Source organism: Arthrobacter sp. Bi83, assembly GCF_918698095.1.
Lineage (GTDB): Bacteria > Actinomycetota > Actinomycetes > Actinomycetales > Micrococcaceae > Arthrobacter.
Map to the genome: position 1 here is coordinate 1 of NZ_CAKKLY010000064.1, position 22197 is coordinate 22197.

General features: G+C 66.0%; 21 protein-coding genes and 1 pseudogene. 14 read left to right on the forward strand and 8 right to left on the reverse strand.

Annotation, left to right across the window (positions count from 1 at the left end; genetic code table 11):
* A partial coding sequence (locus LQ144_RS20515; RefSeq protein WP_230120952.1) for a LysR family transcriptional regulator occupies positions 1–255 on the reverse strand: 255 nt, incomplete at its 3' end.
* A gap of 263 nt (positions 256–518) precedes the next feature.
* Between LQ144_RS20515 and LQ144_RS20520 the strand changes: the two genes are divergently transcribed.
* From LQ144_RS20520 to LQ144_RS20530, 3 genes and pseudogenes are all read left to right on the forward strand, one after another.
* Complete coding sequence (locus LQ144_RS20520; protein WP_230120995.1) at positions 519–866, forward strand: hypothetical protein; 348 nt, start codon at positions 519–521, stop codon at positions 864–866.
* A 206-nt stretch (positions 867–1072) separates the two neighbouring features.
* A complete protein-coding gene (locus tag LQ144_RS20525; RefSeq protein WP_230120954.1) occupies positions 1073–1927 on the forward strand; it encodes an aminoglycoside phosphotransferase family protein in 855 nt (284 codons plus the stop codon).
* A 94-nt stretch (positions 1928–2021) separates the two neighbouring features.
* Positions 2022–3409, forward strand: a pseudogene (locus LQ144_RS20530) (DUF222 domain-containing protein).
* Positions 3410–3529: 120 nt separating this feature from the next.
* Here the strand turns inward: LQ144_RS20530 and LQ144_RS20535 are convergent.
* The gene (locus tag LQ144_RS20535; RefSeq protein WP_230120956.1) at positions 3530–4768 is read right to left on the reverse strand and encodes an NYN domain-containing protein; all 1239 of its coding nucleotides are present in this window, start codon (positions 4766–4768) and stop codon (positions 3530–3532) included.
* Positions 4769–4868: 100 nt separating this feature from the next.
* The gene (locus LQ144_RS20540) at positions 4869–5669 is read right to left on the reverse strand and encodes an IclR family transcriptional regulator (RefSeq protein ID WP_230120958.1); all 801 of its coding nucleotides are present in this window, start codon (positions 5667–5669) and stop codon (positions 4869–4871) included.
* Positions 5670–5790: 121 nt separating this feature from the next.
* Here LQ144_RS20540 and LQ144_RS20545 point away from each other — a divergent pair, with 121 nt between their 5' ends.
* The 8 genes from LQ144_RS20545 to LQ144_RS20580 all read left to right on the forward strand — a co-directional run bounded on the left by LQ144_RS20545 (position 5791) and on the right by LQ144_RS20580 (position 13011).
* On the forward strand, positions 5791–6294 hold the full coding sequence (locus LQ144_RS20545; protein WP_230120960.1) for a tripartite tricarboxylate transporter TctB family protein: 504 nt from the start codon (positions 5791–5793) through the stop codon (positions 6292–6294).
* 2 nt (positions 6295–6296) lie between these two features.
* Positions 6297–7799 (forward strand): tripartite tricarboxylate transporter permease, encoded by a 1503-nt coding sequence (locus LQ144_RS20550; RefSeq protein WP_230120962.1) that lies wholly within the window; start codon positions 6297–6299, stop codon positions 7797–7799.
* A 64-nt stretch (positions 7800–7863) separates the two neighbouring features.
* The gene (locus LQ144_RS20555; protein ID WP_230120964.1) at positions 7864–8865 is read left to right on the forward strand and encodes a tripartite tricarboxylate transporter substrate binding protein; all 1002 of its coding nucleotides are present in this window, start codon (positions 7864–7866) and stop codon (positions 8863–8865) included.
* A gap of 36 nt (positions 8866–8901) precedes the next feature.
* The gene (locus LQ144_RS20560) at positions 8902–9531 is read left to right on the forward strand and encodes a methyltransferase (RefSeq protein ID WP_230120965.1); all 630 of its coding nucleotides are present in this window, start codon (positions 8902–8904) and stop codon (positions 9529–9531) included.
* 19 nt (positions 9532–9550) lie between these two features.
* Positions 9551–10339 carry a DUF1932 domain-containing protein gene (locus LQ144_RS20565; protein ID WP_230120967.1) on the forward strand — a complete coding sequence of 263 codons (789 nt, stop codon included), beginning with the start codon at positions 9551–9553 and terminating at the stop codon, positions 10337–10339.
* Positions 10340–10417: 78 nt separating this feature from the next.
* Entirely contained in the window at positions 10418–11755 is a 1338-nt protein-coding gene (locus LQ144_RS20570; RefSeq protein ID WP_230120969.1) for a TRAP transporter large permease subunit, read from the forward strand.
* 12 nt (positions 11756–11767) lie between these two features.
* The gene (locus LQ144_RS20575) at positions 11768–12025 is read left to right on the forward strand and encodes a hypothetical protein (protein WP_230120971.1); all 258 of its coding nucleotides are present in this window, start codon (positions 11768–11770) and stop codon (positions 12023–12025) included.
* Positions 12022–13011 carry a cyclase family protein gene (locus LQ144_RS20580; protein ID WP_230120973.1) on the forward strand — a complete coding sequence of 330 codons (990 nt, stop codon included), beginning with the start codon at positions 12022–12024 and terminating at the stop codon, positions 13009–13011. Before LQ144_RS20575 ends, LQ144_RS20580 begins: the two co-directional genes overlap by 4 nt.
* A gap of 105 nt (positions 13012–13116) precedes the next feature.
* Here LQ144_RS20580 and LQ144_RS20585 read toward each other — a convergent pair whose 3' ends face one another.
* Positions 13117–13818: an SCO1664 family protein gene (locus tag LQ144_RS20585; RefSeq protein WP_230120975.1), complete on the reverse strand. Its 702-nt coding sequence runs from the start codon at positions 13816–13818 to the stop codon at positions 13117–13119.
* Between the two features lie 3 nt (positions 13819–13821).
* Positions 13822–14493 (reverse strand): MSMEG_4193 family putative phosphomutase, encoded by a 672-nt coding sequence (locus tag LQ144_RS20590; RefSeq protein WP_230120977.1) that lies wholly within the window; start codon positions 14491–14493, stop codon positions 13822–13824.
* Positions 14494–14580: 87 nt separating this feature from the next.
* On the opposite strand from LQ144_RS20590, the gene LQ144_RS20595 reads away from it, so the two are divergent.
* Together LQ144_RS20595 and LQ144_RS20600 are read left to right on the forward strand one after the other, a co-directional pair.
* Positions 14581–15969, forward strand: coding sequence for a sigma 54-interacting transcriptional regulator (locus LQ144_RS20595; RefSeq protein WP_230120984.1), 1389 nt, complete (start codon positions 14581–14583; stop codon positions 15967–15969).
* A 14-nt stretch (positions 15970–15983) separates the two neighbouring features.
* Positions 15984–17990, forward strand: a complete 2007-nt coding sequence (locus tag LQ144_RS20600) for a VWA domain-containing protein (protein ID WP_230120986.1) — start codon at positions 15984–15986, stop codon at positions 17988–17990.
* A gap of 18 nt (positions 17991–18008) precedes the next feature.
* Here LQ144_RS20600 and LQ144_RS20605 read toward each other — a convergent pair whose 3' ends face one another.
* The 3 genes from LQ144_RS20605 to LQ144_RS20615 all read right to left on the reverse strand — a co-directional run bounded on the left by LQ144_RS20605 (position 18009) and on the right by LQ144_RS20615 (position 21241).
* Positions 18009–18458, reverse strand: coding sequence for a hypothetical protein (locus LQ144_RS20605; protein ID WP_230120988.1), 450 nt, complete (start codon positions 18456–18458; stop codon positions 18009–18011).
* 167 nt (positions 18459–18625) lie between these two features.
* Positions 18626–20815, reverse strand: a complete 2190-nt coding sequence (locus LQ144_RS20610; RefSeq protein ID WP_230120990.1) for a glycogen debranching N-terminal domain-containing protein — start codon at positions 20813–20815, stop codon at positions 18626–18628.
* A gap of 171 nt (positions 20816–20986) precedes the next feature.
* Positions 20987–21241 carry a hypothetical protein gene (locus LQ144_RS20615; protein ID WP_230120991.1) on the reverse strand — a complete coding sequence of 85 codons (255 nt, stop codon included), beginning with the start codon at positions 21239–21241 and terminating at the stop codon, positions 20987–20989.
* Between the two features lie 241 nt (positions 21242–21482).
* On the opposite strand from LQ144_RS20615, the gene LQ144_RS20620 reads away from it, so the two are divergent.
* The coding region (locus tag LQ144_RS20620; RefSeq protein ID WP_230120993.1) for an SDR family oxidoreductase at positions 21483–22197 on the forward strand (715 nt) is incomplete at its 3' end.

Here is a 22197-nt window from a genome sequence, read left to right on the forward strand (position 1 = left end):
CTCCATGCGGGCGCGGGCGACGCTGAGGGCGCGTTCGATCTCTTCGCCGGCTTCTGCAACGGCCATGCCGGCGGGTGTCAAAATCGAGCCTTTGGGTGTGCGCACCACCAGCGCATGCCCCGTCTCGTCCTCTAGTTTGCTGAGCTGCTGGGACACGGCCGAGGGCGTGATTCCCAGTTCGTCAGCCGCGGCGAGCACCCCGCCGGTGCGGGCGATCGCAAGGAGAACTCGCAGCCGGCGCGGATCAATATCCATGTTAAGTAGTTCTAAACCACATCTTCAGAGGAATGCAATTGAACTACACGCATGTCGTGCTCATAATTGCTTTTGAAAGCCAAAACCAACAGCGGAAATCCAGACTGGCGGTCCAAGCGAATGAAGCCCTCGCGCGGACGGCGGAGCAAACGCTGATCCAGTGGTTCAGTCGGCAATGGCCTCTACCAAAACGCCCACCTATAGCCCGCCAGCTCCACTCCGCCCGGCGGATGGCAACCGGGCACCACCCCCGAAAGGACATCATGGAACTGCTGTTTGAAATTTCCGGCTGGGCAGGCGCGGTTGCGATTCTCAGTGCTTTCCTGGCGGTGTCCATGGGGTGGCTGAAGGCTGGCAAGGGCTTCCAAGCCGCGAATCTCCTGGGTGCCTGTGCCTTCATTATCAATGGCGCCTTCCACGAAGCGTGGCCGTCCGTGGTCACGAATATTGCCTGGTTCCTCATTTCCGCAGTAGCGCTTCTTCGCATGCGGTCCGTACAGGATTCGCCGGCGGCCGCTGCCGAGGCCCCGCAGGTGCAGTTTCCTGGCGTCCCTGACACCACCGGCCAACTGGCCATCGTTGAAGCGCCTCGAGCAGCCAGCTTTACTTAGCCAGCTTTTTCTGAGCGGACGACGGCGGGAAGTCCCGCCGTCGTCCGCTTCATCGCCTGCTTCGCGCCTAAACCTGGCTGCGCGAAGGCGCCCCATCCGCTCTCGGGAATCTGAACTATATTCGGACAAGGGAGAGGACCAGATTGCATCGCAGGAACAGGGAGGCGGATCTCTGAATGGCGGGGATGCCACCAGCAACGGTGGAAGTGAGTGACGCAGTCGTCCAGCGCCTCGTCCGGGACCAGCGGCCCGACCTCGGCGGTCGTCCTTTGGCGCGGGTTGCGAACGGCTGGGACAACGCGACCTTCCGGCTCGGCGAGGACCTGGCCGTGAGGCTGCCGCGCAGGGCGGAGGCCGTTTCGCTAATACTGCATGAGCGGCGCTACCTTCCCGACATAGCCCGCCGCTCCCCGGTTGCGGTTCCTGTGCCCGTCCATGCCGGCCGGCCGACGTCGGACTTTCCTTGGCCTTGGAGCATCGTGCGGTGGGTCCCCGGAGCCGCCGCGGCCGACGTCGGTCCGGCAGACCGCGGGCGGGCCGCTGAGGGCCTGGCCGATTTTCTCCGGTCCCTCCACGTGCCCGCCGAAACATGCGTCCCGATGAATCCGTTCCGCGGCGTGCCGCTGACGGACCGTGACGCTGCGGTGGTGGAACGGCTCGGGGACCGCGAACGCTACCCGCAGGCAGCAGCGCTGAGAGCGGTGTGGGCGCGGACCTGTGCTGCTAAAGCCTGGGATGGTCCGGCGATGATGCTCCACGGGGACCTTCACCCGGGCAATATCCTTCTGGCGGACGACGGCTCGCTGGCTGGGGTCATCGATTTCGGCGACGTCGGGGCAGGGGACCCTGCTGTCGATCTTGCGGTGGGGTGGCTGATGTTCGACGCCGGCGCCCGCCGCCGCTTCATGGACGCCTTTGGCCCCGCAGTGGAACGGGACACCTGGATGAGGGCCCGGGGCTGGGCTCTCATCCTGTCCACCGCCATGCTGAGCAACTCCGACGATAATCCGCGGATGTTCGCTGTCGGAAAGTTCGGGATCAGGCAGATTCTGGAAAGCTGACATTGCCTGGAACTCCGAGGCCGGCGTTATTGTCAGTGCCTGCTGTCATGCTGTGCGTATGGAAGGCAGAGCAGTTGCGGAGACGTTGGAGGCCATGCAGGCCTCCCTTGCTGCGTTGGCTGCATTTGCCGGTCGCGGGGCCGGGAACGTGGCCCCGCCTGGTGCTGATTCTCTTCAGGACGAAGCGGACGCCTGCCTGGACGGTCTGGCTGAGGCGGGCACCATGGAAGCCATGATGGCCGCGCTGAAAGTGCACTTCGCCGCCGGATACGCCCACGCTGCCGCAGCCATGGCGGCCCCGGCGGTTTCGCCGCAGGAGCGCACGGCCCAGGAAATGGCAGTGACAGCAGAGGTGGCCTGTGTCATGACGGTGAGTGAGAGATCGGCAGCGGCGTTACTGGCGGACTCAGCCACCCTGACCACCGGGTTGCCACTGACGTTCGCTGCGCTGCGGGCAGGGAGCATTTCATGGCAGCACGCGCGGGTGATGTGTGATGAAACATCGGGTCTGGACCCTGCCGCGGCTGCTGCCTTGGAGGCTCACTTCCTGGACCCCGAAGCTCCCTTTGCAGCGCGTGGCTGCCCGGCGGGGGAGCTGGTGCCGGGAAGGTTCCGCGCCAAAGCGCGCAGCTGGCGTGAGCGGCACCATCCCGTAAGCATCGAAGCGCGCCACCGCAGGGGTGCGGAAGGCCGCCGGCTGGAATATGTCCCGGACCGGGACGGCATGGCCTGGCTCTCGGCCTATGTGACTGCGGATGTGGCAGCGGCTGTTTGGTCCCGTGCCACGGAAGCGGCGCGTACCCTGCAGGGGCCGACCGAATCCCGGACTCTGACCCAGCTCCGTGCGGACGTCGCCGCTGACTGGCTGCTGGTGGGGGTGGCGGAAGGAACCCCGTCGCCCAAGGCGCAGGTCATGGTGACCGTTCCGGTGTTGTCGCTCTTGGGCACCGGGACGGACCCGGCCACGCTGGACGGGTACGGTCCTATTCCGGCGAGCATGGCCCGCCGGCTGGTCGCGGATGGCGCCGGATCGTTCCTGCGAGTGCTGACCGATCCGGGCAGCGGAGCGCCGCTGGAGATCGGCCGCACCAGCTACCGGGTTCCGAAGGCGATGCGCCAATGGTTGCGGCTTCGGGATGGACGCTGCCCTTTTTCCCGGCTGCAACAACCACTCCTTGGATAATGAAGCGGACCATCTGCTGGCTTGGTCCGAGGGAGGCGGCACCGGCATCACCAACCTGGGCCAGCCGTGCCGGAGGCACCACCGACTCAAACACACCTCAGCGTGGAGGCCAGGTGACGCCACCCGGGACCAGCCGCCACTGGATCTCACCCGCGGGACGCTCCTATCCCAGCGAACAACAGGAGTGGGAACCGCCCGACTGGCCGCACGTACTTGCCAGTGCCGCCTGTCCCGGAGAGACCGGGCCACCATTACCGGTGGATCCCTTGCCTGGCTGGGCACTATTCATCGCGGCGTAGGGTTGACTCTCGACGGTCTTGCTGACGTCGACAACCAGCAAGACCTAACCCGTGCCCACCAGAGTGCAGCCACAGCGCGGGGCTAAACCAATGTCGGCGGCGGGGACGTCCCGCCGTCGGCTAGCTCTCCAGCAGCCCGCCGCCGGCCCAGCGCCGGAGCGCGAGCTTTTCTGCGTCGTCGAACTCCATGAGGGCAAGCCGGCACAGCTCTTCAACATTTCTTGTCCACGCGGCAGCGAGGTCCCTGGCCGGCATGTCGTCCGGGAGGGATCCGCCCGCGTACACCACGCCTTGGATCACGAAGTTGACGGCTGAGCGGGACACCGGCTGCCCGGCCGCAACACAGTCGTCCCGGACGGACCGTGCCAGTTCGCTGCGATTGCCCGAGTGCTCGCGCAACTTCGCCTCCAGCGACAGGAAAACCTGACGGAATTGTTCGGACGACAGCGCCGGCACGTCAGTGACCCGGGTGACCTGCTCCTCGATCGCCGGCCGGCCCTCGGGTGCCAGCGCGGAGAGCTCCGGCGAAAACCGCTTGGCGTCCCACACCCAGCCGGGCGACGGCGTGGACGAGTACTGCACGCCCTGGCCGATCTGGGCGATCCAGGCCCCGAACTTGCCGAAGCCGCCCCAGTCGGTCTTGAGCGACGGGTCTGCGGTCAGGGCCCTGTGCGCCGCAACCGCCCCGGTGACCGGGCCCGGCGCAGCCTGCACCAGGGCGCGGACCTCGTCGGCCGCCGCCGTCGCGGATCCTGGGACACCTGGTGCGGTGCGGAGCGGTGCACCAAGTCCGGCAGATGCCACCATGCGGGGGACTCCGGCCGGGGTCCCGTTGAGAATTGCCACGAAGTCGTGGGACTCCACCACGTTATCGGCCATCTCCCGGTACGCGAATGCTACGGCGCCGGCGGCAATGACGGTTGTCATGCGGTCAGCCGCCCGGAACCGCTGGATCAGGGACGTGAAGTCCGCATCCGCCGACGCGATGAAGAATTGCTCGACTTGTGCCGCGCCGGACAGGGCGTCCATCGCGTCCAGCACCAGATTGATGTCGGTGCTGGACTTGCCCCGTTGCGTGAGGGAGGGGCAATCGATCACGCGGAAACCCGCCCGGGTCCAGTACGGCCTGTACTTGGAGTAGACCACCGGATTGAGATAGCAATTGCGGATCAGGAAGCGCCGGGATTCCTCACCTGCGCCGCCATCAGCCAACGCTTCCGTCCAATGTTTGGGATCCTCTGCGAATCTCCTGGCCGCCGCCGGGTCCAATGCCATCAGGCCCGTGTAGACGTTGTCGAAGTCAACGAACATCGCGGCGCGGATGCCGGGCCGCCTGGACTGGTGTTGAGGTTCCGTCATCGGCTCAGTGTGCCAGCAAGAGCGGCGGACAGACCAGATGTGTCCCACACCTTGGCGCCCTTTGAACCGTGGCTTACCCCGCTGGCATTCTCGAGGCGTACTAGTAGACGGAACCTTCGAGGAGTTCCGAGAGCCTGCCGGCGGCGCGCCGGAGTTCCGGAACGCCGGCATTGAGGCCGCCTTCGCTGGCTGCCTCGACGGGACTGGTCAGGGCGATGGATTCGCTGGGGCGGCCACCCCTGTTGGGCACGGCGACGGCTACGGACAAGACGCCGGTGGCCCGCTCATCGGCGGAATAGGCGTAGTCGACCCCTGGTTCCGGCAGGCGCGCCCGAAGCTCGTCGGCCGTGAACGTACTGTCTTCATGCCCGGCTGCGATGGCTGCAGACACCACCTGCTGAAGTTCTTCCTCCGAGACCGAGGCCAGCAGGATCTTCCCGGCCGCCCCCACCGTGAGGGGGAGGCGCTTGCCCAGCGGCAGGTCGTAGCGGAGGGGCGAGTCGCCGTCGACGCGTGCCACGAGGATCCTTTCGAAGCCGAGCCTCGTGTACAGCGATGCCGTTAGCCCGGTCTGGGAGGCCACCTGCTGAAGGATCGGTCGCGCGGCCACGACCAGGGGGTCGTTCTCTAGATAGCTTCGGGCGGCAGGCAGGACCGCCGGCCCTATCCGGTAGGACTTGTCAGTCTGGCTGACCATGCCGAAATCCTGAAGGACGCGCAGGATCCGCAGCGTGGTCGGCAGGCTCATGCCGCAGGCCCTGGCCAGGTCACTGAGGCGCTGTGGCCGCTCCGCGCGTTGCAGTTCGGCGTAGAGCTCCATTGCCCGTGACAGCGAGCGCATGTTCCCGGACTTCGGGCCGTCCTCGGGAGAGCTGGCTGAGTGTGTCGAAGTCACCGTCATTCTTTCATTGTATGTAACTTCCTTGCGCTTGACAGGGCCTGTGTCGCCTGTCACTATTTCTTCAGGCGCAATATTCTTTCATTCTATGAAATGAACTAACACGGAGCGTAAGAAGGAAAAGATGACAATGGAGTCAGTAGTGACCAAACCAAGGAGCACCAGCCGCGTCGCTCCCTCGGTGCTGACAGGCATCGGTGCGTTCACCGCCGTCGGCGTGTACGTCCTGGTCAGCTCGGTCGGCCTCGGCCTGTGGACATCGCTGGGCCCTGGCCCCGGCCTGTTCCCGTTCGCCATGGGAGGGGTGCTGGTGGCCATGTCAGCTCTCTGGTTGGTCCAGGAGCTTCGCCGGCCGAGTGAGAGGTCCGAGGGGATCGACCGGGGGGTAGTGATCGCCGTCGGGGTCAGCCTCGTTGTTCTGGCGTCGGTCATGGACTTGCTTGGCTTCCAGCTGAGCATGTTCCTGTTCCTGCTGTATCACCTGAAACTGCGCGGCGGCCGGACCTGGGTGTCTTCGCTGATCATCGCCCTCGCCGGAAGCGTCGGCGCGTTCTATGCCTTTAACTACGGCCTCAACGTCGCACTTCCCGTTTCGGCATTCGCTCCGCTGAACTTGATCGGACTCTAATCGTGGACACACTCACCGAACTGCTCGGCGGCTTCGCGGCCGCCATGACATGGCAAAACCTGATCTTCGCCTTCCTGGGCTGCCTGCTGGGCACCATCATCGGAGTCCTTCCCGGCGTCGGCCCCGTAGCAGGCGTGGCACTGCTGATCCCTCTCACCCTGAACCTGGATCCGACCGGCTCGATCATCATGCTGTGTGCCATTTTCTACGGCACCCAGTACGGCGGAACCATCACCAGCGTCCTTTTGAACACACCGGGTGAGGCATCGTCGGCGATCACTACCATCGACGGCTACGCGATGACCAAGCTCGGCAGGGCAGGTGCCGCGTTGACCCTGGCCGCGGTGGGATCCTTCGTTGGCGGAACCATCGCCACCATCGGCTTGGTCGCCGCCGCCAAGCCACTCGGTGAACTGGGCCTGCTCGTCGGCCCGCCGGAGTTCTTCGCACTCATGGTCGTCGGCATCTCCCTGCTGGTTGCCTTGGCCGGCAAGTCAATGGTCAAGGCCCTCATCTCCGGGGCCCTGGGCCTGCTGATCTCCATGGTGGGTATCGACCCCGTCGCCGGCGCCCCGCGCTTCACCTTCGGGATGGACCGGCTCCTGGACGGCGTCAGCTTCGTCGCCGTCATCGTCGGCGTCTTCGGGCTCTCCGAAATCCTGTCCTACCGCAAGAACGCGGAGACCCCCTTGGTGCACGCCCCCGGCATGCGCTCACTGCTCCCGACCCGGGCGGAATGGCGCCGCAGCGCCCCCGCCATGGCCCGGGGCACAGGCGTCGGCTTCGGCCTCGGACTCATTCCAGGCATGACCGGATCGGTGTCGTCCCTCCTGTCTTACGCCGCCGAGAAGAAGTTCTCCCGCTTCCGCCACCAACTCGGCAAAGGCGCGGTGGAAGGAGTGGCCGGCCCCGAAACAGCCAACAACGCACACGCCAACGCCGCCCTGATCCCGCTCTTCACCCTCGGCATCCCGGCATCCCCGACCATCGCCGTGCTGATGGGCGCCTTCCTCCAGCAAGGCCTGACGCCCGGACCCAGCCTGTTCACTGAACACTCCGACATCGCCTGGGCCATCATCGCCAGCCTCTTCATCGGCAACCTGCTACTGCTGCTGCTCAACGTCCCCCTGGTCGGCCTCTGGACCTCTATCCTGCGCGTCCCCACTCCCATCCTGACCGCCCTGATCCTGCTGTTCATGGTCATCGGTGCCTACACCATCAACTTCAGCGTCTTCGACGTCTTCGTCATGATCGGCTTCGGACTCCTCGGCCTGGCCCTGAGGAACCTGGACATCCCACTGGCGCCGATGGTCCTCACCCTGGTGCTGGGCCCGCTGATGGAACGTTCACTGCGCGAATCCCTGGAAATCTCCCAGGGCGACTTCAGCGTCTTCGTCAACCGCCCCATCTCCGCCGTACTGATCGGCCTTGGGGTGCTGATCATCTGCAGTCCGTTGCTGAAGTTCCGCAAGCCCAAGGCCCTCACCGAGGACCCCGAAGCCTAACCCTGCTTTATCCCCTACGTCCGACTACCTACCAACCCACACCTCTCTTCGAAGGAGAAGACCCTTGTCACGCATAAAAATCACCGCAGCCTTCGCCGCTGCAGCCCTCATCGCTCTCACCGGCTGCGGCGCCAACGCCGGCGCCTCCACCGTCTCCGGGGACGACTTCCCCAAGAAGGGCAAGTCCATCGACCTGATCGTGGCCTTCTCCTCTGGCGGTGCCGTGGACACCGCGGCCCGCCTCGTCCAGCCCATTCTGGAAAAAGAACTAGGCACGAACGTCGAGGTCATTAACAAGCCCGGCGCCGGCGGGCAGATCGGCTACACGGCACTGACCAGCGCCAAGCCCGACGGTTACACCATCGGCGCAACGGGCTCCCCGTCGGTCGTCGTCTCACCCCTGGACCCGGCCCGCGGCGCCAAGTACACCCGGGCCAGTTTCCAGCCCCTCGGACGGCAGGTTGTCGATCCGGCCGTCATCGCCGTGCAGCCGGACAGCCCCTACAAGACGCTGAAGGAACTCCTCGACGCCGCCAAGGCCAATCCGAAATCCATGACCGCCAGCACCACCGGACTGCAGACCGGCGAACACTTCGCCCTGGCCCAGATTCAGGAAACCACCGGTTCCGAGTTCGCCCCGGTGCACTTCTCCGATGGCGCATCCCAGGCCACCACCGCGTTCCTCGGCAAGCACGTGGATGTCCTGGTCGCCAACGTCAGCGACGTGACCGACCTGACCAAGCAGGGCAAGGCCCGTGTCCTGGGCATCATGACGGCCGAACGCTCACCCTCGCTGCCGGACGTCCCCACCTTCAAGGAATCCGGCTACGACGTCGAAGCGGGCACCGCCCGCGGATACTCCGCACCCGCCGGGCTCCCTGACGCCGTCGCCAAGAAGCTCGAAGCCGCCCTGCAGAAGGCCATCGAGGACCCTGCCGTCAAGGAAAAGATGAGCGCCCTCGGCCTTCAGACCAGCTACCTCTCAGGCGCCGACTACGAGAAGTTCTGGGCCGGACAGGAAGAGGACTTCAAGAAGGCCCTTCCGCTGGTCCAGAAGAAAAACTAGCCCCTCCTCCTGCCGCCACCCACGGAAGAATTCACCATGACAACGCCCGTCCTTGAAGACACCAACGCGGACTTCGCCCGCCCCGACCGGGCCCTAGTCGAGCGCCTCGCCAAGCTCCCCGCCGCCAACATCGGCGACGCCATGGACCGCCTCGGAGTCGCCGACTCAGCCATCCAGGCCATCTGGCCCGGCGCCCGCCTGGCCGGACCCGCCTTCACCGTCTGGACACGCCCGGGAGACAACCAGGGCATCCACCGCGCCCTGAAGCTCGCCCGACCCGGAGACGTCATCGTCGTTAGCGGCGGCGGGGACGAATCCCGGGCGCTGCTGGGTGAACTGATCGGTGAACGGGCCATCAACCTCGGCCTCGCCGGATTCGCCCTGGACGGCGCGGCCCGCGACGCCGAAGCCCTCGGCGAGATCGGCATGCCCGTCTTTGCCCGAGCCACCACCCCCGCCGGCCCCTACAAGGACGGGCCCTCCCGCTTGGGGACACCCGTCTCCTTCGGAGGTGTCCCCGTCCTGCCCGGAGACATCATCATCGGCGATTCAGACGGCGTCGTCGTCGTCCCCCGGGAACAGGCAGCAACCGTGGCGGAAGCCGCCGAGGCCGTCTTCGCCGACGAAACCGACCGCCGGGCCACCATCGTCGCCTCCCGCCACTAAGCAAGAAAGACACAAACTCATGACAGCATGCACCGTCATCGGTCTCGGAGAAGCAGGGGCAACCTATGCATCAGCCCTGGTCGCAGCAGGCCACAGCGTTACGGGATTTGATCCTGTCGCCCCGTCCACTCCGGCCGGAGTCGTCCGGGCGGCAACCGCCGGCGAGGCCTGCCTCGGCGCGGACATCGTCCTCGTCCTCACCGGGGCGGCCGCCGCGCGAAGCGTGGCCCAGGAATGCCTGCCGGTCCTCCCTGCCGGCAGCTGCTATGCGGACTTCACATCCTCCTCACCCCAGGTGATGCAGGAACTGGGGCGGCTGCCCGGCGCCGCCCTCTTCGCCGACGTCGCCATCCTCGGACCCGTCCCCACCCAGGGTGTAAAGACACCCCTGATGGTCAGCGGCCCCGGCTCACAGGCGGTGGCCCAGCTCCTGTCCCCGCTGGGCGCCGACGTCGACATCGCCGCCGGGGAACCGGGAGCCGCGATGGCCCACAAACTGCTCCGCAGCGTCCTGATGAAAGGCATGGCCTCAGTCGTCGTCGAAGCGGTCACCGCCGGACGGGCCGCCGGGCTGGAAGGCTGGATCCGCACCCAGATCGCCGGGCAACTCGCCGGCGACGGCCAGGCAGTCATCGACAGGTTCCTGACCGGCACCACCAAACACGCCCTGCGCCGCTCCAAGGAAATGCAGGACACCGCCAGCTATCTCTCCGAGCTCGGAGTACCCGCCGAAATGACGGCAGCCTCAGCCACCGCCATGACACGCATGGCCCAGGAAACGGCGCCGATGGCGCCGGCCTTGCGCTGACCCCGGCATCGGGCAGAATCATTTACAGGAACCAACGATGAACCTTCTAGTACGAAATTCCCTGTCAGGAGCAGCAGCATGATCGGCATCTGGGCCCTTGGGGCCTACCTGGCCGTCATCCTGCTCTGGACGACACTGATCAAACGCAGCGTCGGCGAAGCCATGATCCTCGGCTTCCTGGCCGTGCTCCCGTTCACGGGAGCCGCCGCGGCACAGATCGGCTGGTCCTCCCTGTACTCGGCCGCCACGGACGAAATCGTCTACGCCACCATGGCGTTCGTCTTCATGGGATACCTGCTCGACAAAACCGGCGTGCTGGACAGGCTCATCGACCTGCTGAACTCCCTGATCGGCGGCGTCAAGGGGGGCCCCGCCTGGGTGTCCACCGTGGCGTCCGCCGGTCTGGGCGGGGTCGTGCACAACCAGGCTGCCATCGCCGCGACCGTCGGCTCGGTGACCATCCCCTGGATGGAGAAATCCCGGCTCGACAAGCCCTCGGCCGCGACGCTCGTGGCCGGAAACGCCGGAATGGGCATCACCTTCCCTTTCAGTGCCTCCATGTTCGTCCTCGTCGGGTCCGCCACCGTCGGCCCCCTGCTGAACGTCAATTCGCTCGTTCTTCCCCTGCTCATCGGCGGTCTGTGGTGCTTCCTGCACCGGCTGATTGTCACCTGGCTGCTGATCCGCAAGAGCGGGATGACGCCGCTGGACCCCGCACACCGGCTGACTGCCCGGATAGCCTTTGGGCGTGGCTGGGCCACCCTGCTGCTGTTCATTGTGGTGGCCATCCCGCTGATCATCACCTCCGGCGCCATCGCCACGGCACTGTCGGAGTGGACCGGAGGCGACATCACCAAAACCGTCAGCGTCATCGTCTGGATCCCGGTCGTCCTCCTCATCACCGGGGCCCTGCTGGGCAGGAAACAGCTTCCGGGCAGCGGCCGCGCCTGGTGGGCCCTGCTGCGGGAGTCCTCCCCGAGGTTCGGCATTGTGGGGATAACGGTAGTTTTCGCCTTTGCCGGGGCCAACGCCCTCGCCGCCACCGGGCTGCCAAAACAGATGACGGCGCTGCTCAACCAGCTGAACCTGCCCCTGTGGCTCCTCGCGATCCTCATCGGGCTGATCGTCATCGCCGTCGCCGCGCCGCTCTCCGCCACGGCCACGATGGCCGCCGTCGGAACCGTGGGCGTCGCCACCCTCGTTGCCGCCGGCGTCCCGGCGACCACCGCCGCCGTCGCCGTGCTGATCTTCTCTTCCTGCGAAGCGGCGGTTCCCCCTGGAGGCGCGCCGCTCTACGTCGCCTGCGGCATCGCTGATGTGGACCCGCTCAAGACCTTCGCCCGCCTGCTCACCCACTATGCCCTGCCGCTGCTGGGAATCGGCGTGCTGATCATCGTCGGCATTCTGCCGATCTAAAGGAACCAAGACATGCACCAGACCAGACGAGCCATCGAAGCCATCTTCGTCCTGACCCTCGCTGCACTCCTCCTTGGCGGCATTCTGTTCGTGGCAGGCCAGGCCATCGCCCTCACCACCGGCCAAAGCGATTGGCTGGGATTCTTCAACGAATCCATCAAACCCCCGCTGTGCATCGCGGCCTCCGTGTGCGCCGTCGCCGGCTTCCTCCTCAGCTACAAGCACCCCCAGAAACAGGGACAGACACGGCAGGAAGCAACCACACGATGACAAACCCGACCGGCGACGGCACCTACCCGAGGTTCGCCGAACTGCTCGAAAGGGAAGGCCGGCTTGCCGGGACATCCTGGGGATTGTTTCCCGAACCGGACCGCGGAACGCCATCCTTCATCGTCCAGGACACCATCCTGGAAGCCAGGAGCTGCATCAGGACCGGCACGGTCTTCGGCCTCGACTACCCAGCCGACGCCTTCGATCCCGGAATGTCACTCAAACGCAGTGCACCGCGCCACACGATCTACTCCTCCCATCCTGCCCACCGCGACGACTACCTGGACGGGTACTACCTCCAGGGATCTACCCAGATCGACGGACTGCGCCACCGCCGGGCGGACGACGTCGGCTTTTACAACGGCACCCCGGATGACCGGATTAGGGAAGGCACGCCGGACCTCGGCATTCAAGAATGGGCAGACAAACCCATTGCCGGCAGGGGAGTGCTGATAGACCTCGAGGGATATCGCGCCGGCCAGGGTTCTCCCATCGACCATGCTGGAGGCGAACCGCTCGGCCTTGACCTGATCCAGGCGGCAGCCGAGGCCCAGTCCGTCAGCCTCCGGCCGGGCGACATCGTCATGCTCCACACCGGCTGGTGCGAATGGTTCCTGGACCTGACACTGGAGGACAAACAACGGACCCGTGACAGCCGGCGGGCCACCGGCGTCGGTCAGTCACAGGAGTTTGTCGCCTGGGCGTGGGACCACCGGGTCGCGCTCCTTGCCGCCGACAACTTTGCTCTCGAATGCCTACCCCCGGTCCCAGCAAGCCCCTTCCTTAGCAGTGCCCCCCACGACCACGGCATGATGCACCAGCAACTCCTCGCCAAACTCGGCATGCCCCTAGGCGAACTATGGCGGCTCGGACCCCTCAGTCGATACATGAAAAGCGCCGGCAACTGGGACGCGTTCATCAGCATCAAGCCTCTGAACATCACCGGAGGAACCGGTTCACCCGCCAACGCCACCGCGTTTATGTGATTCCGGTTGAAGAGGCAGAGCGCACGGAACTGGACCAATGGCGCGACCTCAGCCTCAGGCCGGGCATCGACGGCTGAGGTGCAGCCGTCAAAGAGTCCTGGACACTCACACCAGCGGCCACGGGTACCGCATGCCGGTGCGGTCAACCGGCAGCACCCTTTCGTGCAGCATGCGCCGCACCCGGCGCTGCAGTGCGGTGACCTCCGCGTCGTCGAGGAGCTCGGCCACCTCGACAGGCACGGCCTCCGCGAGCGGAGCGATGTCCTCGAGCAGGGCGCCGGGGATGGGTTCACCCGCGAAGTCCCAGATCACGGTGCGCAGCTTGAACGCTGCCGAGAAGCACAGCCCGTGGTCTATGCCCCACACCCGTCCGTCATGGCCGCGCAGCACGTGCCCGCTCTTGCGGTCGGTGTTGTTGGCGATGTAATCGAACAGGGCGATCTGGGACAGGTCGCGATGGGTCTCTGGTGCGTCCGCATACAGAGTGAAGTAATGCTCGCTGAAGTCGCACTCGATGAACCACTGAAGCGAACCGATCCCCAACGGGGCGTCCTCGCGAATCACCGTCAGCGGCACGATTCCCCACTCCAGGGCCTCGCTGAGCAGGTACGCCGCGCGTTCCCGACGGTACAGTCCGGGCTCGAAATCGGACAGCGGCCGTTCCCCGGTTTCCGGCTTGTAGACCGCCCGAGCGGAGTCGTCCCCACAGGAGACCTGAACAAGGAACGTCTCGTTGCTGCTGCGCGGGAGGCGTCCGAGCAGCTCGACGCGTCCCGCGCCGAGCAGTGTCACCTCCCGCCCCGACACCCGCTATCCCGCCCTCAGCCCGCTGAGGGGTTCCGACGTCGAATTCACCATGAGCACAGCGGGCGCCTGGCCCTCCACATACGCGATGGCCGAAACCGACCCCGGGCTGATGGCGATCCGCTGGAAGAGGTCCAGGTGCGTGCCCAGGGCGTGGGCCACAGCGGCCTTGATGGGATCTGCGTGGGAGAAGCATACGACGACGCCCCCGGCGTGGGCTGCGCACAGTGCCTCGAGCGCCCCGACGATCCGCGCCTGCATTTGCGTGAAACTCTCGCCGCCTGGGAAGCGGAAGGCCGACGGACTGTGCTGCACGGTCTGCCACTGCGGCAGGCCCGCCAGTTCGGCGAGCTGGACGCCGGTCCACTCGCCGAAGTCGCACTCGATGAGGCCGGCGTCCTCTTGCACCGCCAGTCCGGTGCGGGCTGCCGCGGGCTCCGCTGTCTCACGGGTGCGCTCCAGCGGCGAGGAGTAGACGCCATCGACCGGAAGGCCCGCGAGCCGTTCCGCGACCCGGTCAGCCTGGGCCCGGCCCCGGTCGGACAGATGCAATCCCGGGGCCCGCCCCGGCAGGACCTTGCCCGTGGTGGGCGTTTCCCCGTGGCGCACCAGCAGGAGAAGGGTTCTCTGCGGTCCCGACGGTGGTGCCGGTGGTGCCGCCGGCGCTGCTGCAGTCATCAGGATCAAGCGTAGCGGCAGGGGCCCCGACCGGGAATCGGAAGAATTTGCTCGATTCCCCGCACGTTCGAGGACTACCGTAGAGAGGTGAGTGACCGTCCCGATATCTTCACTGTTGGCGAACTGCGTGCAGCCGGCCACGTCCACAAGGACCTGCGCCACGAAATCCGCGACAACCTCCTCGCTGCGCTCGCCGCCAGCCGCGATCCGTGGCCCGGGATGTTCGGTTTCAGCCGGACCGTCCTTCCCCAGCTCGAGCGTGCCCTGATCGCCGGCCACGACGTCGTCCTGCTCGGCGAACGGGGACAGGGCAAAACACGGCTGCTCCGCACGCTTGCCGGGCTGCTGGACGAGTGGTCGCCAGTGATCGAGGAATCGGAGCTGAACGAACACCCGTACGAACCGATCACGGAGCACTCCCGAGCCCGCGCCATCACCGAAGGGGACCGGCTGCGGGTGGCGTGGCGGCACCGCTCGGAACGTTACGTCGAAAAGCTCGCGACGCCGGACACTTCCGTCGCCGACCTCATCGGCGACGTCGACCCGATGCGGGTGGCCGAAGGCCGCCGTCTCGGGGACCCGGAAACCATCCACTACGGTCTTGTCCCGCGCTCCAACCGCGGGATCATCGCCATCAACGAGCTGCCCGACCTCGCCGAGCGGATCCAGGTGGCCATGCTCAACGTGATGGAGGAGCGCGATATCCAGATCCGCGGCTACGTGCTGCGGCTGCCGCTCGACGTGCTCGTCGTCGCGTCTGCCAACCCTGAGGACTACACGAACCGCGGCCGGATCATCACGCCCCTGAAGGACCGCTTCGGCGCCGAGATCCGCACCCACTACCCGATAGAGCTCGACGACGAGGTTTCCGTAATCCGGCAAGAGGGGCGGCTGGTGGCCGATGTCCCGCCCGTCATCCTCGAGATCCTGGCCCGCTATACACGAGCACTGCGGCAGTCCCCGGCCATCAACCAGACCTCCGGGGTTTCCGCGCGGTTCCCCATTGCGGGCGCCGAAACGGTGGCCGCCGCGGCCCTGCGCCGGGCCAGTATGCGCGGGGAGGACGAGGCCGTCGCCCGGATCGTCGACCTGGAGGCCGCAGCGGAAGTCCTCACGGGGAAGCTTGAGTTCGAGTCCGGTGAGGAAGGGCGTGAACAAGGCGTCCTTGACCACCTCCTGCGCACCGCCACCGCCGAAGCGGTGCGGGCGCACTTTAAGGGTCTCGATATGGCCCCACTTGTGGCTGCGCTCGACGGCCACAAGACCGTAACTACCGGGGAACAGGTCACCGCGCGGGAGTTCCTCCAAAACCTCCCGTCCCTTAACGGTTCCCGCCTTTACGACCAGATCAGTGAGCGCCTGGGCGCGAAAAGCGACGGGCAGCGGGCTGCCGCCGTCGAACTTGCATTGGAAGGTCTCTACCTCGCCCGGCGGATCTCCAAGGAGTCCGACGACGAGGCGACGACCTACGGCTAGGTACAGGAGGGGTCATGGGCGTTCACAACCGGTCCTCCAAATACGGCCGGTACACCGGAGGGCCGGATCCGCTCGCCCCGCCGGTGGACCTGGCGGAGGCACTTGACGCCGTCGCCGAGGACGTCATGGCAGGCTACTCGCCCCGGCACGCCCTGCAGGAGTTCCTGCGGCGCGGCGGCCGGAACCGGGAAGGGCTCGACGACCTCGCCCGGCGCGTTCAACAGCGCCGGAGTGAACTGCTTAGCCATCACCGGCTGGACGGCACCCTCAGCGAGGTCCAGAAGCTGCTCGACACCGCGGTGCTGGAGGAGCGCAAGCAGCTCGCCCGCGACGCCATGATGGACAACACCGACCGTGCCTTCCGGGAGCTGCAACTGCAGAACCTGCCCCGATCCACGGCAGCAGCGGTCAACGAACTCGCCTCCTATGACTGGCAGTCGAGCGCCGCCCGGGAAGCCTACGAGAGGATCAAGGACCTGCTGGGCCGCGAAATGCTTGACCAGCGGTTCGCCGGCATGAAACAGGCGCTCGAGAACGCCACCGATGAGGACCGCGCAGCCGTGAGCGAGATGCTGCGCGACCTCAACGAGCTGCTCGGCAAACACCGGCGCGGTGAGGACACCGACGCGGACTTCCAGGAGTTCATGGCCCGGCACGGCCAGTTCTTTCCGGAAAATCCACAATCAGTCGAGGAGCTGGTGGACGCCCTCGCCCAGCGGGCTGCTGCCGCCCAGCGGCTCCTGCAATCCATGTCCCCGGAGCAGCGCGATGAGCTGATGCGGCTGTCCGCCCAGGCGTTCGGCTCGCCCGAACTCATGGCCCAGCTCGGTCAACTCGACTCCAGCCTGCGCGCCCTGCGCCCCGGCGAGGACTGGAGCGGCTCCGAACGTTTCGAGGGTCAGGAAGGACTCGGGCTGGGCGACGGCACCGGCGTGCTCCAGGACATCGCCGAACTCGACGAGCTGGCCGAACAGCTCTCCCAGTCGTACAACGGGTCGCGCCTTGACGACCTGGACCTCGATGCCCTCGCCCGCCAACTCGGACAGAATGCTTCCGTGACGGCCCGCACCCTCGCCGAAATCGAGCGGGCGATGCAGGACGGCGGCTACTTGCGCCGCGGGGCCGACGGCGACCTTAGGTTGTCGCCGCAGGCCATGCGACGGCTAGGCAGGTCGCTGTTGCGGGACACCGCCAGGCAATTGTCCGGCCGGCAGGGGCGCCGCGACGCGCGCGTCGCCGGGGCGGCCGGCGAGCAGACCGGGTCCAGCCGCCAGTGGGAGTTCGGCGACGCAGAGCCGTGGGACGTTACCCGTACCATGACCAACGCGATCCGCCGGACCATTGCCGACGGCGGTGATCCCAGCCGCGGCCTGCGCCTTGGCGCTGGTGACATCGAGGTGACGGAGACGGAGGCGCGCACGCAGGCCGCCGTCGTGCTGCTCGCCGACGTGTCGTTCTCGATGGCCGCCGAGGGGCGATGGGTGCCCATGAAACGCACCGCCCTCGCCTTGCACCACCTCGTCTCAACCCGGTTCCGCGGGGACCGGCTGCAGCTGATCACGTTCGGCCGCTACGCCCAGTCCATGGACATCGGCGAGCTCACGGCCCTTCCGGCCCTGCGGGAGCAGGGAACCAATCTGCATCACGGTTTGCTGTTGGCTGGCCGTTTCTTCCGCAAGCACCCTTCGATGCAGCCCGTCCTCCTCGTGGTGACCGACGGCGAGCCCACGGCGCACCTGTTGCCCGACGGCGAGTCGTGGTTCTGCTGGCCGCCGGACCCGGAAACCATCCGCGCCACGGTCGCCGAGCTGGACCGCCTAGGGCGTGCCGGCACCCAAGCAACGTTCTTCCGGCTCGGCGATGACCCAGGCCTCGAAACGTTCGTCCAGCGTATGGTCCGCCGGATCGACGGCCGGGTCGTTGCGCCCGAGGCCGGGGACCTGGGGGCTGCCGTTGTGGGGGAGTACCTCCGCGCCCACTTCCGCGGCCGCGCCTACGACGACACCGACTGGGCGGTTTAGAACTTCGCCCCGGACCGTCTACGCATGTGCATTGGCAGGAACGACTGAAGGGCCCATATCGCAGGCCGAAGCGGGTTCGCGGTATCGTTCAGCACCCGGCAAGCAGGCGCCGGACTGATGTCCCGTAAATTCCGTTTGGCATCCTCCCGGATTCTGCGAAACCGATGTAATTTGCCCCTGCGCCGATGCGGTTTGCAAAGAACCGATGCTGATTGCTGGTTCAGCGGCGTTGCCCTTGCGCAGGATCCGCAGGAGGCCAGTGACCGAGATGAGGAACCAGACGATGTTGGTCACTACGGAGGGCCAGGCGCCGTGGTAGGCGCCGTTGATGATGAAGGCGAATGAACCTAGGAGATTGCCCACTTGGAAGCGCCGTCCCGTCCGGACCCAGCCCATGGATACGGACAGGTAGGCGGTCAACATCACTGCTGCTCCAGTCCATCCCGCGATCTCGGACAGCACGTCCATGGTTCTCCTTCTGCTTTTTTGTGTTCTTCAGGGCTGGCGGGAGCAATGCCAGGGCTTGAGGGGGTTGCGTGAACGTTATGTTCACTCCGTGAACGTTCAGCTAATTGTGGCACGGCAAAAGGCCGGATTCAACGCCGGCGCCTGCTTACCCCCCGCTTAAAACCTCTTTAACCTGAGGGCGGCCGGTCCGCCTGGCGGCGTGCTTCAGTTCGCCGGCGATGGGCCTGCTCGACCAGTTCAATCATCCACGGACGGTGCCCGCGGTGGAACGCCATCCCTTCAGGCAGTCCCTGGACGGAGGGGACGGAGTTGGCAATATCGATAGTGATGCGGCCACCGCCCAGCGGAGCGTTGGTGATGTGCAGGTCCCCATACGACTCCGGAAGAACGGGATCCATCCATACGCCGCCGGCGGAAACGACCGGGTCATACCGCATCAGGCTGGTCACGAGCTGGATCGGGGCGGTCGCTGCCCAGGCCTGCGGCGAGCACGCCGTTGGATAGGGCACGGGTGTGGCGAGCTGCTCCCGGCTGAAGCCGCAGAACAGCTCGGGGAGGCGGCCGTCGGAGTGCTCGGCCGCATCCATCATGCCGGTGGCGATCCGTTGCGCCTCGGCCACGAAGCCGTAGCGGAGGAGTCCGGCGGCGACGATTGCGTTGTCGTGGGGCCAGACCGATCCGTTGTGGTAGCTGGCGGGGTTGTACGCGCCCATGTCGCTGGCCAAAGTACGTACGCCCCAGCCGCTGAACATTTCCGGGGACATCAGGCGTTCCGCCACCTGCGGGGCCTTGTCCTCGTCAATAAGGCCCTGCAACAGGCAGTGCCCCATGTTCGAAGCGCACGCGTCGACCTGCCGCTTCTTGCCGTCGAGGGCGATGGCATAGTACCCGCGTTCAGGTATCCAGAACTGCTCGTTGAACTGTTTCTTCAGCCGCGCCGCCCGGTCGGCGAGTTCGTTCGCAAAAGCCGTGTCCCCGGCGTCGTACGCCAGCCACGCGCGCGACAGATACGCGACGTAGACGTAGGCCTGGACCTCGCAGAGTGCGATGGGCGGCTCGGCCAGGGTTCCGTCGGCGAAGTTGATGCCATCCCAGGAATCCTTCCAGCCCTGGTTGATCAGCCCCTGGTCATTGAGGCGCTGGTACTCGACGAAGCCGTCGCCGTCCCTGTCCCCGTAGTTCATGATCCACTCCAGCGCACGGTCCGCATGGGGCAGCAGGGCAGCTATGGTATCCGCGGCGAATCCCCAGCGGCTGACCGCCCCGAGCACCATCAGGAACAGGGGCGTCGCATCGACGCTGCCGTAGTAGTTTGATTTGCCGCCCAGAGATAGCCCGCTGGAAACGTCGAGCCGGACCTCGTGGAGGATCTTGCCCGGTTCCTCCTCGGTCATCGGGTCCACCACGGTTCCCTGGCGGTCTGCCAGGGTCTGTAACGTGCCCAGGGCCAGGGACGGGTCCACCGGCATCGCCATTACCGAAGCCCACAGCGAGTCCCTGCCGAACAGGGTCATGAACCACGGCGCGCCAGCGGCCACCACGACACGTTCCGGATGATTGGGGTCCTCGATCCGAAGAGCGCCCAAATCGTCGTAGCTGCGACGCAGGGTCCTTTCTATCGAGCGGTTCCCCATCTGCAGGACCGGAATCTTCGCCACCCAATCCCGTCGGCGCCGGTCCCGGGGGGACAATCCCTCCCCGTCAGAATGGACAAATGCCGTCGCGGAACCGGCTCCCTCGGTGCTGGGCAGCACGGTCAGGACTGTGCTCCAGTGTCCGTGCGACGGGACGGACACCCGGTACGTCACGGTATCCGCCGAAATGTCCGCACCGGGGGCTTGGACAACCACGCCCTTCCGGACGTCCTGCCAGACGCCCCGAACGGTGAGAGCGTCGGCGTCGGCCTGGCGGCTTTCTTCCCAGCGCCGCTGGATCCGTGCCTCTTTGACCTCGAAGAGGTCCGCGAAGTCCGCCTCGATCCTCAGTGCTATTACGCAGTCGGCCGGTTCCAGGGAGTAGTTGCGAACGGTGACCTGCTCCTGGATGCCGGCCCCCACTTCCCGCAGGCGCTCCACGATCAGGGGGCTGTCGGCGTAGCCGTCTGAGCGGGGAACCCGTCCGACAAACAGCGCCCGGTACGGCTCCTTCGTTTCGGCCGCCAGCGGCTCAAGCGGCTGGCCGTCAACCGTAAGGCTCCAGCCCGAGAGGATGCGGGCGTCTTGCACGAAGAGGCCATGGGGATGTTCGGCACGGATGTCCCCGTTCGGCAAAGAAATGCAAAAGGATGAACCCTCGACCAACGTGACCGTCCCGGCCCCCAGCGGGCCGGCCGCCGTATCAGCATTCCACCCAGCCATCGAGGCCACCTCCGAGCAACTAGCGACAGCGTGCCGTCACCTGTGAGTCCTGCGGCTGCCCGCGCCGCCGTTTCTCCGACCGACGCTACGCTTGCTGGCTCCCCCAAGCTAGGGGCTGGCGTCGGTAGTGCTTTGCGAGGTTAGCGTGGGTGACATTGGATGCTGATTTCTCTATTCGCCGTACATCAGACCAAGGAGGAATGCATCCAATTCCTTGCTGACGCTCCGGGAGGATTCGGTGCCGCCGGAGGCATCAATCTCGTCGCCCTCCAGGCATAGGCCCACCCACGGCAGGCACGTTAGCTGAGGGGAGCGACGGTGTGCCTGCACGTCCGTTTCAACCTGGCGCGGGGAAGCAGCAGCCGCGGCGAACGTGCGGACCGGGTGCTTCTGGCCGATGGCGACGGCCCGATGAATGATCGACATGATGTCTTCCTTTCTGACTGTGCCGCGGGGAACGTCTATGTTCTCTCGGCGGACATTTACGGGGAGCGGGGTCTAAGATAATTGAACGTGACGTTCATTTTTCGAACGACTGCGTTTCATTGTGGCATGGCTCACCTTGGGAATCAATGCCCTTCCGGAGAATCCTGCTTGCGCCACCGAACGAAACGCTAGGGTTCTGCAGATCTTGCCAAAATCGGCAGGCAAAATGATTGGAAGAGCTATGCAACTTGAAGGCAAGACCGCCCTGATCACCGGCGGGGGACGCGGAATAGGCCGCGGTATCGTGGACCGCTACCTGGAGGAAGGAGCCCAAGTCGCCGTGGTCCAACGCCAGCCACTCGAGCCCGCCCTCGAGGGGCACCCGGGCCTTCTCGGCATCCAGGCGGACCTGAGCGTCCCGTCCGCTGCAGCTGAGGTTGTCGATGGCACAGCTTCGCACTTCGGCGGCATCGACATCCTGGTCAACAACGCCGGGATCATGTTTGAGCGCAGCGTCTCCGAAATCCTGCCGGCCGAGTGGGATCTGATGATGGCCCTGAATATGCGGGCGCCGCTGTTTCTGGCCCAAGCCGCGTTACCGCACATGCGCCGGCGAGGCGGGGGAAGCATCATCAATATCGGCTCCATCGAAGGTCTGGCCGCCAACCCCGGCCATGCCGCCTACTGTGCGTCCAAAGCCGGCATTCACGGGATGACCCGCGCCATGGCGGTGGACCTGGGTGCGGACAATATCCGGTGCAATGCGATTGCGCCAGGATGGATTGCTTCCGAACTGAGCGAAGCCTACCTGGCCTCCCAGCCCGACCCGGCAGCCGCATACAGGGCCCTGGATCGCCTACACCCTGTGGGGCGCATAGGGCGCCCCGCCGACGTCGGCGACCTCGCCGTTTTTCTGGCAAGCGACAGGTCCAGTTTCATGACCGGGGAGATCATAG

Excerpts from the sequence above, each read along its gene's own strand:
- LQ144_RS20570 (WP_230120969.1), top strand. The coding sequence starts at position 10,418 with ATGATCGGCATCTGGGCCCTTGGGGCCTACCTGGCCGTCATCCTGCTC.
- LQ144_RS20580 (WP_230120973.1), top strand. The coding sequence starts at position 12,022 with ATGACAAACCCGACCGGCGACGGCACCTACCCGAGGTTCGCCGAACTG.
- LQ144_RS20545 (WP_230120960.1), top strand. The coding sequence starts at position 5,791 with ATGACAATGGAGTCAGTAGTGACCAAACCAAGGAGCACCAGCCGCGTC.
- LQ144_RS20535 (WP_230120956.1), bottom strand. The coding sequence starts at position 4,768 with ATGACGGAACCTCAACACCAGTCCAGGCGGCCCGGCATCCGCGCCGCG.
- LQ144_RS20560 (WP_230120965.1), top strand. The coding sequence starts at position 8,902 with ATGACAACGCCCGTCCTTGAAGACACCAACGCGGACTTCGCCCGCCCC.
- LQ144_RS20605 (WP_230120988.1), bottom strand. The coding sequence starts at position 18,458 with ATGGACGTGCTGTCCGAGATCGCGGGATGGACTGGAGCAGCAGTGATG.
- LQ144_RS20520 (WP_230120995.1), top strand. The coding sequence starts at position 519 with ATGGAACTGCTGTTTGAAATTTCCGGCTGGGCAGGCGCGGTTGCGATT.
- LQ144_RS20610 (WP_230120990.1), bottom strand. The coding sequence starts at position 20,815 with ATGGCTGGGTGGAATGCTGATACGGCGGCCGGCCCGCTGGGGGCCGGG.
- LQ144_RS20600 (WP_230120986.1), top strand. The coding sequence starts at position 15,984 with ATGGGCGTTCACAACCGGTCCTCCAAATACGGCCGGTACACCGGAGGG.
- LQ144_RS20575 (WP_230120971.1), top strand. The coding sequence starts at position 11,768 with ATGCACCAGACCAGACGAGCCATCGAAGCCATCTTCGTCCTGACCCTC.
- LQ144_RS20565 (WP_230120967.1), top strand. The coding sequence starts at position 9,551 with ATGACAGCATGCACCGTCATCGGTCTCGGAGAAGCAGGGGCAACCTAT.
- LQ144_RS20540 (WP_230120958.1), bottom strand. The coding sequence starts at position 5,669 with ATGACGGTGACTTCGACACACTCAGCCAGCTCTCCCGAGGACGGCCCG.
- LQ144_RS20590 (WP_230120977.1), bottom strand. The coding sequence starts at position 14,493 with ATGACTGCAGCAGCGCCGGCGGCACCACCGGCACCACCGTCGGGACCG.
- LQ144_RS20615 (WP_230120991.1), bottom strand. The coding sequence starts at position 21,241 with ATGTCGATCATTCATCGGGCCGTCGCCATCGGCCAGAAGCACCCGGTC.